The sequence below is a fragment of the Enterococcus sp. FZMF genome (assembly GCF_030263915.1).
GTDB lineage: Bacteria > Bacillota > Bacilli > Lactobacillales > Enterococcaceae > Enterococcus_D > Enterococcus_D casseliflavus.
Map to the genome: position 1 here is coordinate 2496101 of NZ_CP127160.1, position 14690 is coordinate 2510790.

13 protein-coding genes are annotated in these 14690 nt (G+C 44.2%); 12 read left to right on the plus strand and 1 reads right to left on the minus strand.

Features of this window, described 5'->3' with window-relative positions; all coding sequences use genetic code 11:
* The first annotated feature begins 162 nt into the window (after nt 1-162).
* The 12 genes from QN079_RS12225 to vanS all read left to right on the plus strand — a co-directional run bounded on the left by QN079_RS12225 (nt 163) and on the right by vanS (nt 13167).
* Nucleotides 163-1398 carry an aminopeptidase gene (locus QN079_RS12225; RefSeq protein WP_289229835.1) on the plus strand — a complete coding sequence of 412 codons (1236 nt, stop codon included), beginning with the start codon at nt 163-165 and terminating at the stop codon, nt 1396-1398.
* Between the two features lie 143 nt (nt 1399-1541).
* Complete coding sequence (efaR, locus tag QN079_RS12230; protein ID WP_015510150.1) at nt 1542-2189, plus strand: transcriptional regulator EfaR; 648 nt, start codon at nt 1542-1544, stop codon at nt 2187-2189.
* A 9-nt stretch (nt 2190-2198) separates the two neighbouring features.
* Nucleotides 2199-3725 carry a glucose-6-phosphate dehydrogenase gene (gene zwf / locus QN079_RS12235; RefSeq protein ID WP_289229836.1) on the plus strand — a complete coding sequence of 509 codons (1527 nt, stop codon included), beginning with the start codon at nt 2199-2201 and terminating at the stop codon, nt 3723-3725.
* Nucleotides 3726-3828: 103 nt separating this feature from the next.
* On the plus strand, nt 3829-4617 hold the full coding sequence (locus QN079_RS12240) for a bifunctional hydroxymethylpyrimidine kinase/phosphomethylpyrimidine kinase (RefSeq protein WP_005237263.1): 789 nt from the start codon (nt 3829-3831) through the stop codon (nt 4615-4617).
* Nucleotides 4614-5093, plus strand: a complete 480-nt coding sequence (locus QN079_RS12245) for an ECF transporter S component (protein ID WP_289229837.1) — start codon at nt 4614-4616, stop codon at nt 5091-5093. The genes QN079_RS12240 and QN079_RS12245 overlap by 4 nt, the downstream gene beginning before the upstream one ends.
* A gap of 5 nt (nt 5094-5098) precedes the next feature.
* Nucleotides 5099-5647 carry a TIGR01440 family protein gene (locus QN079_RS12250; protein WP_289229838.1) on the plus strand — a complete coding sequence of 183 codons (549 nt, stop codon included), beginning with the start codon at nt 5099-5101 and terminating at the stop codon, nt 5645-5647.
* 99 nt (nt 5648-5746) lie between these two features.
* A protein-coding gene (locus QN079_RS12255) for an IS3 family transposase (RefSeq protein ID WP_428206824.1) occupies nt 5747-7158 on the plus strand; the annotation gives its coding sequence in 2 pieces (ribosomal slippage) (nt 5747-6215 and nt 6215-7158; 1413 coding nt in all).
* Nucleotides 7159-7532: 374 nt separating this feature from the next.
* Entirely contained in the window at nt 7533-8585 is a 1053-nt protein-coding gene (vanC, locus tag QN079_RS12260; RefSeq protein ID WP_289229839.1) for a D-alanine--D-serine ligase VanC, read from the plus strand.
* On the plus strand, nt 8582-9154 hold the full coding sequence (vanXY, locus tag QN079_RS12265) for a D,D-carboxypeptidase/D,D-dipeptidase VanXY (RefSeq protein ID WP_289229840.1): 573 nt from the start codon (nt 8582-8584) through the stop codon (nt 9152-9154). The genes vanC and vanXY overlap by 4 nt, the downstream gene beginning before the upstream one ends.
* Entirely contained in the window at nt 9151-11253 is a 2103-nt protein-coding gene (gene vanT, locus QN079_RS12270; protein ID WP_289229841.1) for a membrane-bound serine racemase VanT, read from the plus strand. Before vanXY ends, vanT begins: the two co-directional genes overlap by 4 nt.
* 98 nt (nt 11254-11351) lie before the next feature.
* Complete coding sequence (vanR-C, locus tag QN079_RS12275; RefSeq protein ID WP_005228837.1) at nt 11352-12047, plus strand: vancomycin resistance response regulator transcription factor VanR-C; 696 nt, start codon at nt 11352-11354, stop codon at nt 12045-12047.
* Complete coding sequence (vanS, locus tag QN079_RS12280; RefSeq protein ID WP_301996014.1) at nt 12037-13167, plus strand: vancomycin resistance histidine kinase VanS; 1131 nt, start codon at nt 12037-12039, stop codon at nt 13165-13167. The genes vanR-C and vanS overlap by 11 nt, the downstream gene beginning before the upstream one ends.
* An 83-nt stretch (nt 13168-13250) precedes the next feature.
* Here vanS and QN079_RS12285 read toward each other — a convergent pair whose 3' ends face one another.
* Nucleotides 13251-14690, minus strand: a complete 1440-nt coding sequence (locus tag QN079_RS12285; RefSeq protein ID WP_289229842.1) for a glutamate synthase subunit beta — start codon at nt 14688-14690, stop codon at nt 13251-13253.

Genomic DNA, 14690 nt, shown 5'->3' on the forward strand with positions numbered 1-14690 from the left:
TTTTTAAGTTTGCAAAAAAACTTTTAAAATTATTGCCCCTAGTGTTTCCAGTTTTTCAATTTGAAGACCTCTGTTTTTTTGCTCTCTTTTTCGTTTGTTTTCAAAAATACTTAGTGCTATCATGAAGACAGTTATAATTTTAGAATAAATGGAGGAATTTTAATGGTTTTACCAAACTTTAATCAGAACCTTGAAAAATATGCCCAACTGATCACAGAAGTTGGTGTAAATGTCCAAAAAGGGCACACCATCGTCATCCAAATCGCCGTGGACCAAGCACCGTTAGCTCGACTATTGACAAAAAAAGCGTATGAGCTAGGCGCTGATGAAGTAATCGTTCAATGGACCGACGATGTGGTTCAAAAAGAATTTCTTGCGCATGCAGCTGAGGATCGTTTGTCTACGATCCCTCAACACAAAATTGATCAAACAGAAGATTGGGTCGAAAAAGGTGCGAGCCGCATCAGTGTCGTTTCTGCCAATCCCGATGCGTTAGCGGGCGTTGACTCAGATCGGGTCGCCGCTTTCCAAGCAGCTTCTGGTAAAGCGATGATGAAACTGCGTCAAGCAACACAAGCCAACAAAGTCAGCTGGACCGTTGTTGCTGCTGCAGGTCAAGATTGGGCACAAAAAGTGTTCCCTGATGCTTCCCCAGAAGAAGCACAAGACAAGCTATGGGATCAAATTTTCAAAACGACGCGTATCTACGAAGAAGATCCTGTTGCCGCTTGGAAAAAACATGATGAAACGCTGCAACTCAAGGCAGAAGAGTTGAACAAAGAACAATTCAGCGCATTACACTATACAGCACCGGGTACCGATTTGATCATCGGCCTACCAAAAAATCACTTGTGGGAAGGTGCTGGCAGCTACAACACCCGCAATGAAAAATTCATGGCGAACATGCCAACAGAAGAAGTCTTTACTGCCCCAGATAATCGTCGCATCGATGGCTATATTTCAAGTACGAAACCATTGAGCTACGCAGGTACGATTATTTCTGGCATGAAATTCACCTTCAAAGACGGTAAAGTCGTGGACTTTTCTGCAGAACAAGGCGAAGAAGTGTTAGGCAAATTGCTAGCGATCGATGAAGGAGCGAAATCTTTAGGTGAAGTCGCTTTAGTCCCTGACCCTTCCCCTATCTCACAATCTGGCATCATCTTCTTCAATACGTTGTTTGATGAAAATGCCTCAAACCACTTGGCTTTAGGCTCTGCTTATGCCTTCAGCTTACAAGGCGGCACTGAGATGAGTGAAGAAGAACTGGCAGCGGCTGGTTTAAACCGCAGCCAAACCCACGTAGACTTCATGGTCGGCTCTGACCAAATGTCCATCGATGGCATCAAAGAAGATGGCACCACAGTTCCTGTCTTCCGCAATGGTGATTGGGCTTAATAAAAAAAGGCTGAGGTGGAGTTGCTCCCCTCGGTCTTCTTTTTACATAGAATATTGAGAACCGGCGGCTTTTTTCATAGTAATCAGCTGGCTTTTTTGATAAAATCTACTTTGATAGTCTTTGATAAGAGAGGATGGATCCGATGACACCAAATCGTGAAGATTATTTAAAGCTCATCTTAGAGCTTGGTGGTGACCAAAAGAAGATCAATAACAAACAAATCGTGTCAGGTCTGGACGTCTCAGCAGCTTCAGTAAGTGAAATGATTTCAAAATTATTAAAAGAAGGCTTAGTGGAACATTCACCTTATCAAGGGGTACAGTTGACTGAAACTGGTTTAGCTTCTGCAAGTGCCCTCATTCGTAAGCATCGTTTATGGGAAGTCTTTCTTGTAGAGCACCTGCATTATTCATGGAATGAAGTTCATGATGACGCAGAAGTTTTAGAACATGTCACCTCAGAAACATTGGCGAGCCGCTTAGAAGCCTACCTTGATCATCCTCGGTATTGCCCGCATGGGGGAATGATTCCTGAACAAGGAGAACTCATTCACGAAGGCGAAAAAAACACCATGAGTTCTTATCCAGTAGGAACCAAGATTCGTATCGCCCGTGTCCTTGACGAACGAGAACTGCTGGATTATCTCGTTTCGATCAAATTGAATATTCATGAAGAATACGAGATCATCGATGCGGCAGCATACGAGGGTCCGATTACGATCAAAAATGACACAAAAGAAATTGCTGTCAGCTACAAAGCCGCCAGCACGATTTTTGTCGATAAACTGTAAGGAGTGAAGATGATGGAAAAAAAGGTCCTTTTTACGATTTTTGGCGGTACGGGCGACCTTGCCCAACGCAAACTATATCCTTCTTTGTTTCGGTTGTACAAAAAAGGCGATTTGAAAGAAGATTTTGCAGTCATTGGTACTGCACGCCGTCCTTGGTCGGATGAACACTATCGTGAAGTGGTGATGGGTACAATCAAAGAGTTGAGTGACTCACAAGAACAAGCAGAGACATTCGCTTCTCATTTCTACTACCAATCACATGATGTAACAGATACGAGCCATTATGATTCATTAAAGGATTTGGCGGAAACCTTAGATCAGAAATACCATTTAGAAGGCAATCAGATTTTTTACTTAGCAATGTCCCCTAATTTCTTTGGGACGATCGTTTCTCACTTGAAATCCCAAGGAATGCTGGATACTGACGGCTACCATCGGGTGATCATAGAGAAACCGTTTGGAAGCGACTATAATTCAGCAAAAGACTTGAATGAAGAGATCAATCAAGTCTTTTCGGAACAAGAAATCTACCGAATCGATCACTATTTAGGAAAAGAAATGATCCAAAATATTTCTGCGATTCGTTTTGCCAATAACATTTTTGAGTCAATGTGGAACAATCGTTACATTGACAATGTTCAGATCAATATCGCAGAAAACTTAGGCGTAGAAGAACGCGGCGGCTATTATGATAAGAGCGGTGCCTTGAAGGATATGGTCCAAAATCATATTCTGCAGATTCTTTCCTTATTAGCCATGGAACCGCCAGTGGCTTTTTCTGAAAAAGAATTACGGACAGAAAAAATCAAAGCCTTAAATGCGATCCGTATCTACTCCGAAGAAGAAGTGAAACAACACTTCGTTCGTGGGCAATACGATAAAGGACAATTAGAAGACAAGAAATTTGTTGGCTACCGTGAAGAAGCCAATGTGGATGAAGAGTCGGCAACGGAAACCTTCGTTGCTGGGAAATTTTTGATCGATAACTTCCGCTGGTCCGGCGTACCATTTTATGTGCGCACTGGGAAACGGTTGACGGAAAAAGGCACTCGCATCAACATTGTCTTTAAACAAGTCCCAGTCAATGTCTTTAAGCAAGACCTGAATGAACAAAAGCAAATCGAGAGTTTGGCACCGAATGTGCTGACGATTTACATTCAACCGACGGAAGGCTTCTCTCTTTCCTTGAACGGAAAAGAAATTGGCCAAGGGTTTGAGACATTGCCAGTGAAGCTCGATTACCGAAATAGTACTGAAATCGTCGAAAACACCCCTGAAGCTTACGAAAAACTGATTCTAGATGCCTTGAACGGTGATGGCACTAACTTTACCCACTGGGATGAAGTTGCCCAATCTTGGCGCATCGTTGATGTGATCCGTCACGCTTGGGACCAAGAAACACCTGATTTTCCAAACTATGCCGCAGGAACGATGGGCCCCCAAGCAGCCTATGATCTCTTAGCTGCCGATGGCTTTGAATGGATCTGGCGTCCCGATGAATGGTATCGTGAGCGAGATTTACTAAATGAGAAATAAACAAATGGTCAATTGGATGAGGAAAAAACATCCAATTGGCCGTTTTTCTTTTTTACCGACTGTTTATAATAGAAAGAAATGAGAAATGAAAGGAGCAGCAGACATGAAACAAGTCTTATCGATCGCTGGTCTCGACAGTTTGGCAGGTGGCGGCATGACGGCTGATTTGAAAACATTTGAGGAATTCGGGGTGTTTGGCCATGCCCTATTAACATGTGTGGTCGCCATCAAGGATGATCTTATGTTCCATGATCTCCCTGAGCCTGTGATCCAAGCACAGCTGGATTCACTGCGTTCGGTCGTATCCCTAGATGCAATCAAAATCGGGCTGCTTCATCAAACGGCCATCATTGAATTGCTGCGAGATTTTTTACAAACATTTACCGGACCGATCGTGCTCGATCCCGTTCTCGCCTTCAAAGAAGGAGATACTGCCTTTAACCACTCCTATCAAGCAGGATTGATCTCATTGTTTCCTTACACAGCATTAGTGACACCTAATCTACTCGAAGCACAACACTTATCTGGACAAAGCATTACCTCTTTAGCAGAGATGAAAACGGCGGCAAAAAAAATCCATGCGCTTGGTGCCCCAAATGTTCTGATCAAAGGTGGCAGTCGACTAACTGGGGAAACAGCCTATGATGTTTTGTATCAAGAAGGACAATTTACCGTTTTTGAGGCAGAAAAAAGTACGCGAACCACAACCAACGGTGCTGGCTGTACCCTCTCATCAGCGATTGCCGCAATGCTTGCTAAAGGCACTTCGTTGGAAGCAGCTATCCAAACCGCAAAAGCATTTGTTTGGGCAGGGATTGAAGACGGTCTGCCTTTAGGTACCTCTGGCAACGTCAATCAGCTCGCCTATTTTAAAAAGGAGGAACACCTATGAAAGTAAGAAACCTAACGACGATCGCTATGCTGACGGCACTCACGTGTGCACTTTCTTTGACCTTTATCATTCCTGTTCCGCAAACGAAGGGCTTTGTGACCTTATGTGAAGCAGGGATCTATATCTCGGCCCTTTTGTTCGGACCTAGCGCCGGTGCCTTCGTCGGTGGAATGAGCGGCGGCATCATTGATTTTCTATCAGGTTACCCTGAATGGGCCTTCTTTTCCATCGTGATCCATGGTGTGCAAGGCTGGATCGTAGGTAGAATGAGCCATCGGCCACTAGCAGCCGTCATTGTCGGCAGTTTAATCATGATCGCCGGCTATGCAGCAGCAACGGTTTTGCTATTCGGTTTAGGCGCTGGGATCGCCTCGATCCCAAGTAATTTGATCCAAACGGTCTTTGGCAGCATCGTTGCTTTACCCCTGACGCATGCCTTGCGCCGCACGAAAAAGTTTTCTTTATATGAAAGGTGATTCTTATGACAGATATCAATCAATTAAAAACGGATTTAACTACGATCGTTGAAGAAGTCATTACGACAGCGAACGTTGGTGAAAATGATCTTTTTGTCCTTGGTTGTTCAACAAGTGAAGTCGTAGGCGGCTTGATTGGCAAAAATTCCAGTCAAGAAGTAGGCATGGTTATCGTTGAAACACTACGAGCGATCTTGCGTCCCAAAAATATTCATTTAGCCGTTCAAGGCTGTGAACACCTCAATCGGGCTTTAGCTGTTGAGCGTGAAACAGCTCGACTATATCAATTAGAAGAAGTCGCAGTAGTGCCCCAGTTGCATGCAGGCGGTGCTTGCTCAGTTGCCGCTTTCCAGCTGTTCGATGAGCCTATTGAAGTGGAGCACATAGTAGCAAAAGCTGGCATCGATATTGGCGACACAGCAATCGGCATGCATGTCAAACATGTTCAAATCCCGATCCGTCCCTCTATCAAGACCCTTGGCGCTGCCCATGTCACAGCTCTGGGATCACGGCCCAAATATATTGGTGGTCCTCGTGCGCATTACGCACAATAAGCGAATCGTATAATAATCGAAAAGCCCTCATCAAAAAGAAAAATGAAGCGACCCCCAAAAGTTAGACCAAAAATCTAACTTTTGGGGGTCGCTATTTGTATGGCAAAATATCCTTTTGAATTAAAACTAAAAATCGTTAAAGAATATCTTAGTGGTGTGGGTGGATATCGGCATCTTGCCAATAAATACGGTATTTCAAGCAAGTCTCAAGTAAGTGATTGGGTGAATGCCTATCGTGAATACGGAGAGGAAGGTCTATTGAGAAAGCATCAAAATCAGAAATATTCTGTTCAATTTAAGTTAAATGCGATAGAGTTATATCAAACAAGTGAGATGTCCTATCGAGAAGTTGCCAGCACTTTAGAAATGAACAACCCTGCGCTTATTGCCAATTGGATGCGTAATTTCAGAGAAGCAGGTATTGAGGGGATCTCAAAAGAGAAAGGGCGATCACTTACTTTGGCTAGAAAAAAAGAGAACAAAAAAGAAAATACAACAACTGAAGAACGCGATCGTATCAAGGCATTAGAAAAGCAAGTCCGATCCCTTCAAATTGAGAATGCCTTTTTAAAAGAGTTGAGGAAGCTGCGAAAACAGGAAGCCCAGCAAAGACGCAAGAATCAATCGCACGAATCATCGCCAGCCTCCGAGGATCATTCAAACTAGTTGAGCTTCTTGAAACATTGAAATTTCCTAAAGCAACCTATATGTATTGGCAGAAACGGTTTGACAGACCAAACCCAGACCAAGAAATTGAAGAAAAAATGATTGAAATTCGCAAGGAGCATAAAGACTATGGCTGTCTGCGACTAAAAAAAGAATTAGAGAATCAAGGGATTCATGTCAATAAAAAGAAGATTCAACGTCTGATAAAAAAACTAGGTATCGAAGTAAAGTCTTACACTCGAAAATCTCGACGGTACAATTCTTATCGTGGGAAGGTTGGCACTGTCGCCAAAAATCGTATTCATCGTCGGTTTTATACAAATATCTGTCACCAAAAAATTACAACTGATACCACAGAGTTTAAGTATTATGAAGTAGACACCACAGGTGTCGTTCGTCAGAAAAAGCTGTATTTAGATCCTTTCATGGATTTCTACAATAGTGAAATTCTATCTTATCGGATTTCTGAAAAACCAAACGCACTAGCCATAATGGAAGGATTAGAAGAAGCAATCCAGATGACAAATGATTGTCCATTTCGTAGAACCTTCCATTCAGATCAAGGATGGGCCTATCAAATGAATGCTTATAAGAATAAATTGAAGCAGCATAAAATCTTCCAGAGTATGTCTCGTAAAGGGAATTGTTTAGATAACTCACCTATGGAAAACTTCTTTGGTTTATTAAAGCAAGAGATTTTTCATGGAGAAGTCTATCGGAGTTTAGATGAATTGAAAACAAAAATTGACCAATATATCTATTATTACAACCATAAACGCATCAAAAAGAAATTAAATTGGCGAAGTCCGGTTCAGTTTCGAGAAGCTGTAAAAACAGCTGTCTAACAGTTAATTTTATCGTACAAAAAAGGAGTGGATTTCTCCACTCCATAAAAGTCTAACTTTTTGGGGTCACTACAAAAGCATGCTTCGGCGTGCTTTTTTTGTGTCAACGTTCCTGCTATTGCCTCCCCCCTTTCCTTCAGAGTGCTCTTTTTTCACTATTTTTTCCACTCCATCTTATGGCAGCTTTTTCTACTTCAAAGGCTAGTTTCTTCCTGGTGTAAAAAGAGCGGCAGCTGTCGCCTTCCTTTTGTCATAAATTCGTCAGAATTTCATCACAAAAAGAAAAGAAAGATACCAGTAAGCCCGCAAATTTCTTTTTTCTTTCCTTGATAGACTGAATGTAGTAAGAATCGAAAAGCGGAAGGAAGAAAAATATGAAAAAAATCGCCATTATTTTTGGAGGCAATTCACCGGAATACACCGTTTCTTTAGCTTCAGCAACTAGCGCAATCGAAGCACTCCAATCATCTCCCTATGACTACGACCTCTCTTTGATCGGGATCGCCCCAGATGCTATGGATTGGTACTTGTATACAGGAGAACTGGAAAACATCCGACAAGACACGTGGTTGTTGGATACGAAACATAAACAGAAAATACAGCCGCTATTCGAAGGAAACGGCTTTTGGCTAAGTGAAGAGCAGCAAACGTTGGTACCTGATGTTTTATTTCCCATTATGCATGGCAAATACGGGGAAGATGGCAGTATCCAAGGATTGTTTGAATTGATGAAGCTGCCTTATGTAGGCTGCGGGGTGGCAAGTTCTGCCTTATGTATGAACAAATGGCTGCTGCATCAAGCTGCAGCAGCCATTGGCGTACAAAGTGCTCCTACGATTCTCTTGACAAATCAAGCCAACCAGCAAGAACAAATCGAAGCTTTTATCCAGACCCATGGCTTTCCAGTTTTCTTTAAGCCTAATGAAGCGGGCTCCTCAAAAGGGATCACTAAAGTCACCTGCGTTGAAGAAATCGCTTCTGCCTTAAAAGAAGCCTTTACTTATTGTTCCGCAGTGCTCCTACAAAAAAATATTGCCGGTGTTGAGATCGGTTGCGGTATTTTGGGCAACGACTCTTTGACTGTCGGTGCTTGTGACGCCATTTCATTAGAAGACGGCTTTTTCGATTTTGAAGAAAAGTACCAGCTGATCAGCGCCAAAATCACCGTCCCTGCGCCATTGCCTGAAACGATTGAAACCAAGGTCAAAGAACAAGCTCAGCTGCTCTATCGTAGTCTTGGTCTTAAAGGTCTTGCTCGCATCGACTTTTTTGTCACGGATCAAGGAGAACTATACTTGAATGAAATCAATACTATGCCGGGCTTTACGAGTCACTCCCGCTATCCTGCCATGATGGCAGCGGTCGGCTTATCCTATCAAGAACTACTACAAAAACTGCTTATCTTAGCAAAGGAGGAAGTCAAATGAATCCCTATCTACAGTTAGTTAGCAAAGAATTTCCGTTAGAAAAAAACCAAGAACCCCCTCATTTAGTCCTTACTGCCTTCAGCGAAGATGAGGTTTACTTGCAGCCAGAAGCAGCCAAACAATGGAAACGGCTCGTCAAAGCCTTAAAGCTTGAAAACGTGATCTGCTTGTTAGATGGCTACCGAACCGAAAAGCAGCAACGGTATTTATGGGAATATTCCTTGAAAGAAAATGGGCTAGCCTATACGAAACAATTTGTGGCATTGCCCGGTTGCAGTGAACATCAGTTAGGCTTAGCGATCGATGTTGGTTTAAAGGGCAGCCAGGATGATTTGATCTGCCCACGATTTCGTGACAGCGCAGCCGCTGATTTATTTACCCAGGAAATGATGAACTATGGGTTTATTTTACGCTATCCCGCAGACAAACAGGAGATTACAGGGATTGGCTATGAACCATGGCATTTTCGTTATGTCGGTCTGCCTCATAGTCAAATCATCGCCAGTCAACAGTGGACCTTGGAAGAATACCATCAATACCTTGAACAAACTGCGAGGCAGTTCGCATGAAGAAGAATCAAGGAATCGAGCAATTCCGGGTGATTTTGGCGATGATGGTGGTGGCGATCCACTGTCTGCCTCTTCATCGTTTATGGCCTGACGGTGATATCCTGATCACGTTGACGCTCTTCAGAATTGCCGTTCCCTTCTTTTTTATGATCAGCGGATATTACGTGTTCAGCGACTTAGCCACCCAAAACAGCTATCCTGCCAGACAGCGTGTCTGGCAGTTTATTAAAAAGCAGCTGCAAGTCTACCTCATAGCCACACTGCTCTTTTTGCCGCTTGCTTGGTACAGCGGTATGCTTGGGTTGAACATGCCGCTGGGCACCTTTATCCAAACATTGTTGGTCACTGGCATTCTTTACCATCTTTGGTATTTTCCTGCGATCATTACCGGCAGTCTACTAGTGATGGGCCTCTTGACACGTCTTTCTTTCAAGCAGGTGTTTTTCATTGCTGTCGGTTTGTATGTGGTTGGTTTAGGTGGGGACAGTTGGTCTGGCCTGGCTGCACAAACACCCATTACGCCATTCTATTCACTGATTTTTCAACTATTGGATGGAACTCGCAACGGCATTTTTTTTGCTCCTTTGTTTTTGATCTTAGGGGTACTAGCCAGAAGATTTGCCAAGAAACCAGCTTCTCCCCATCGCTATAGTTATCTGCTGATCAGTCTGATTTGCTTGCTTTTGGAAAGTTACCTTTTGCATCACTTTACCACACCGAAACATGACAGCATGTATGTTTTTTTGCCCTTCGTCCTGTTGTTTTTATTTCCGATCATCCAGCAATGGCAAGCACCCATGATCTGGAAACAAGCGGGTCGACTGTCCCTTTGGCTCTATTTGCTCCATCCTTATACCATTGCAGTGACCCATTTTCTTAGTCAAAAGCTGCCCTTGCTGCAAAACAATCTGATCAATTTCTTCGTGGTCTTAGGACTGACCATTGGGGTGGTGCATGGTCTCTTTGCTTTGCAAAAGCTGTTCCCGTTTTCGAAAAAAACGCCGCCCCACTTGCAGCGCGCAGCCAAAGAATTTTCCGCCCCCGCTTTGTTGCACAACCTGCAGGAAATCAAGCGATTGATCCCAGCAACAACAAAAGTGATGGCGGTGGTTAAAGCGGAGGCTTATGGTTGTGATGCGAAGACGGTCGCCAGTACCCTAGAAAGAGCCGGCGTTGATTTCTTTGCCGTTGCTACCCTTGAAGAAGCCATTGAATTACGGCGAGCTGGCATCAAAAGTCGCTTACTGATTTTAGGGTACACTTCTGCCCAACGTGCCAAAGAGCTGAAACATTATTCCTTGATTCAAACCATTGTTAGTGAGGCCCATGGGCATGCTTTAGCCCAAACAAGCATTCCGATCGAATGCCATTTAGCGGTAGATACTGGTATGCACCGCTTAGGCGTTGCACCTGATCTTGAGACAGTTACTGGACTTTACGCCTTGCCATCTCTCAAGATTACGGGCATTTTTTCCCATCTAGGCTCTTCAGATCAGCTGGATACGACAAGTATCTTGCGGACACAAGCCCAAATCACTTGTTTTGATGATCTGTTGGCTGGCTTATCCGCTAGAAATATCGCCTATGGACTGACACATCTGCAAAGCAGCTACGGAATATTGAATTACCCAGAGAAACACTATGATTATGTACGTCCAGGTATACTTCTAACTGGTTCATTGAGCGTCCCGAACGAACCAACGAAGCAGAAGATAAACGTACAACCGATTTTGACACTCAAAGCCTTACTGGTAGACAAAAAAACAGTTGCCGCTGGTGAAGCGATCGGCTATGGATTAGACACTGTTTTTGATCGACCAGCCACGATCGGGATCGTTAGCATCGGCTACTGCGACGGGGTTCCACGTGCCCTATCAAACCAAGGGTTCCAACTTTCTTATCAGGGTGCTTTACTCCCGCAGATTGGGTTGGTTTGTATGGATATGCTCTTGATCGATTTAACGGACTATCCAGAACTGGCGATCGAAAGTTCGCTCGAAGTAATCAGCGATTGGACGACTACCGCTGATCAAGCACAAACCATTACCAATGAATTGATCAGCCGCCTAGGTTCCCGCATCACCTCTAGTTCAAAGTAGAAAACGAATGCATTCGCTTACCGATTACGGTATGATGGGTGTAGAGTAAATGGTAGTGTAAATGAAAAATGATCGTAGATAGTTGGAGTGAATCAAGGATGGCAGAAAAAATAATTGTTGTTGATGATGAAAAAGAAATCGCGGAGTTAGTCACGACGTTTCTAAGGAATGAAGGCTTCCAAGTAGAACCTTTTTATGATGGAACGAGCGCTTTGGCTTATCTTGAAAAAGAAACGGTCGACGTGGCGGTTTTAGATGTGATGCTGCCGGATATCGACGGCTTTCAGCTGCTGCAGCAAATTCGTAAGACCCACTTTTTCCCAGTACTGATGCTCACGGCAAAAGGGGAAGACTTGGATAAAATCACCGGTCTAAGCCTTGGGGCAGATGATTATGTGACCAAGCCCTTCAATCCTTTAGAAGTCGTTGCTCGGGTCAAAACGCAGCTGCGGCGATACCAGCGTTACAACCAGTCAGCGAATCCCCAGAAGATTGAAGAATACGAAAAGGAAGGCTTACTGTTGAAAATCAACAGCCACCAATGTTTTCTTTATGGCAAAGAGGTTTTCTTGACCCCCATCGAATTTAAAATCTTGCTTTACTTATTTGAACACCAAGGATCGGTCGTTGCCTCGGAAACCCTTTTTGAAGCAGTTTGGAAAGAAAAGTATTTAGACAACAATAACACAGTGATGGCACATATCGCCCGTTTGCGGGAAAAACTGAACGAACAACCCCGCAAACCGAAATTAATCAAAACCGTATGGGGGGTCGGCTATATCATTGAAAAATAGAAGTCCATTGATCCGCAAGCTCTTGACCCAATACTTTATCACCACGGGCATCTTGATGGCGATCTTGATCATCATTCCTTTCGCAGTACGCTTCGTTGCTGGAATGAGGGTCTGGTATGGCTATGAACCCATTTATCAAATTTTACGACTTTTTGCTGACTATTGGCTTCTTTGCTTAGCCATCGGGGCCTTACTGATTTGGGTGAGCACAACGATTTTTTATATGAGTAAAGCTATCAGTTATTTGAATGAAACGATTCAAGCCACAAACCAACTGATTGCCGAACCCACGAAGCGAATCGTTCTTTCCAGCAATATGATTGATGTGCAAGAAGAAATGAACCAGTTGCGGGAGAAAAACTTACAGGATCAACGAGCCGCCAAAGAAGCGGAACAACGAAAAAATGATTTGATCGTCTATCTCGCACATGATTTACGAACGCCTTTGACCAGTGTGATCGGCTATTTGACGCTTTTAGAAGAGGAACCGCAGCTTTCTACCGAACTACGCGCACGCTATACGAAGATCGCCTTGCAAAAAGCCCAACGGCTGGAACTATTGATCAGCGAATTTTTCGAAATCACCCGCTTTAATCTTACAACGATCGCCTTGCAAACTGAAACCACGGATCTGAGCTTGATGCTGGAACAATTGACGTTTGAATTTTTGCCGCTGTTAGAAGAAAAAAACCTCCATTGGCAACTTCAGCTACAGAAAAAAGTCTTTGCGACCGTTGATACGGAGAAAATGGAACGCGTTTTTGATAACTTGATCCGCAATGCCATCAATTATAGCTATCCTAACTCCCCTTTGCGATTAGCCATCAGCGAGTCTGATGATATCCTGATTCGTTTGACCAATCAAGGAAAAACGATCCCAGCTGAAAAGATCGGCTTGATTTTTGAGCCTTTCTACCGCATGGATGCTTCCCGAGCAACAGCGACGGGTGGGACGGGTCTTGGTTTGCCGATCGCCAAAGAAATCGTTGAAGCATTAGGCGGAAAGATTTGGGCGGAAAGCCGTGATGAAACCATCGTCTTTTCGATTCGCCTACCGAAGGCAGCAATGGAAAAAAATGAACAGCTGTCAAAGCCCCATCCATCTGAACCAACCGCTTAACAGGCAAACAACCTGAGCATTTCGCTGCTCCCCTTCTAATTCAGAAGGAGGAATAGCTGCTCAGGTTGTTTTTTATTGATTGCTTATTGATACACCAACGATCGTAACGCTTGATCGACTTTTTCTGCCGCTAAGCGTCCTTCACGAATCGCCCAGATGACTAAACTCGGTCCTCTTTTGGCATCTCCTGCGACTAACACTCGTTCATTGTTCGTCGTGTAATCATCGTACACTTCTCGCACACCAAAGGCATCGAAGAGTTGGGTCTCTGCACCAACAAAGCCCATTGCTAACAAGACCAAATCCGCCTTGATCACTTGCTCTGTGCCAGGGATTGGCTGAAACTGTTGATCCACTGAGACTGTTTCGATGGCGATCAACTGGCCGCGTTCGGCGCCGATAAAGGCCGTTGTGGACACTCCATGATACGTCACTTGTGTTTGTAGCACTTCAGCCGCTTCTTCTTGCCCATATCCTGTGCGGGCTGTCATTGGGTATTCTGGCCAAGGATTGCTGTCGGTCCGTGTCAATGGCAGTTGGGGCGTGATCTCCAATTGACGCACAGAAGCGGCTCCTTGCCGAATCGCTGAACCAATACAGTCATTTCCAGTGTCGCCGCCACCAATCACCATAACATGCTTGCCAGCAAGTTTTTTACTTGTTGCCGCTTTGCCATGCTTTAACACATCTTTGGTTGCTTCCGTCAGATAATCGACTGCAAATTGCACCCCAGTCAATTCACGCCCTGGAATCTTCAAGTCACGAGGAACACTAGCTCCTGTTGCCAAAATGACCCGATCATACTGAGCGGCCAATTCTTCTGCTGACAAGTCACGACCGATCTCCGTATTAGCGACAAAGGTCACGCCTAGCTCTGCCATCAAGTCAATCCGTCGCTGAACGACGTCTTTATCTAATTTCATATTTGGAATACCGTACATCAGTAAACCGCCAAAGCGATCACTGCGTTCATAGACCGTCACTTGATGCCCTAGTTGATTCAAGCGCCATGCAGCGGATAAACCAGCTGGTCCGCTGCCGACGATGGCAACTTTGAACCCAGTCGCTTCTTGAGGCAATCCTGAGGCTTTGACCCAATCATTTTCAAAAGCAGTATCGATAATAAAGCGTTCATTGTCGTGGATCGTGACACCCGAGCCATTCAGTGCTTCGGTACAGCCTTTTTCACAAGGAGCTGGACAAACACGACCAGTCATTTCAGGTAATGGGTTGGTTTTGGCAAGACGCTCAAAAGCGGCTTGGAAACGCCCTTGATAAACCAAGTCATTCCATTCAGGAATCAGGTTGTCATTGGGACAACCTGAAACCGCTCGTTGCCCCCCGTAAAAAGAACCGGTATGACAAAAAGGAATCCCGCAGTTCATACAGCGTGCTGCTTGCTCTTGACGCTCATTTTCAGGCAATGGCGTCTGTAATTCTTGCCAGTCTTCGATTCGTTCTGCCACTGGTCGGGTAGGATTTTCTACTCTTGGGTACTTTAAAAAACCAAATGGATCTGCCAT

Excerpts from the sequence above, each read along its gene's own strand:
- QN079_RS12225 (WP_289229835.1), top strand. The coding sequence starts at position 163 with ATGGTTTTACCAAACTTTAATCAGAACCTTGAAAAATATGCCCAACTG.
- efaR (WP_015510150.1), top strand. The coding sequence starts at position 1,542 with ATGACACCAAATCGTGAAGATTATTTAAAGCTCATCTTAGAGCTTGGT.
- zwf (WP_289229836.1), top strand. The coding sequence starts at position 2,199 with ATGATGGAAAAAAAGGTCCTTTTTACGATTTTTGGCGGTACGGGCGAC.
- QN079_RS12240 (WP_005237263.1), top strand. The coding sequence starts at position 3,829 with ATGAAACAAGTCTTATCGATCGCTGGTCTCGACAGTTTGGCAGGTGGC.
- QN079_RS12245 (WP_289229837.1), top strand. The coding sequence starts at position 4,614 with ATGAAAGTAAGAAACCTAACGACGATCGCTATGCTGACGGCACTCACG.
- QN079_RS12250 (WP_289229838.1), top strand. The coding sequence starts at position 5,099 with ATGACAGATATCAATCAATTAAAAACGGATTTAACTACGATCGTTGAA.
- vanC (WP_289229839.1), top strand. The coding sequence starts at position 7,533 with ATGAAAAAAATCGCCATTATTTTTGGAGGCAATTCACCGGAATACACC.
- vanXY (WP_289229840.1), top strand. The coding sequence starts at position 8,582 with ATGAATCCCTATCTACAGTTAGTTAGCAAAGAATTTCCGTTAGAAAAA.
- vanT (WP_289229841.1), top strand. The coding sequence starts at position 9,151 with ATGAAGAAGAATCAAGGAATCGAGCAATTCCGGGTGATTTTGGCGATG.
- vanR-C (WP_005228837.1), top strand. The coding sequence starts at position 11,352 with ATGGCAGAAAAAATAATTGTTGTTGATGATGAAAAAGAAATCGCGGAG.
- QN079_RS12285 (WP_289229842.1), bottom strand. The coding sequence starts at position 14,690 with ATGGCAGATCCATTTGGTTTTTTAAAGTACCCAAGAGTAGAAAATCCT.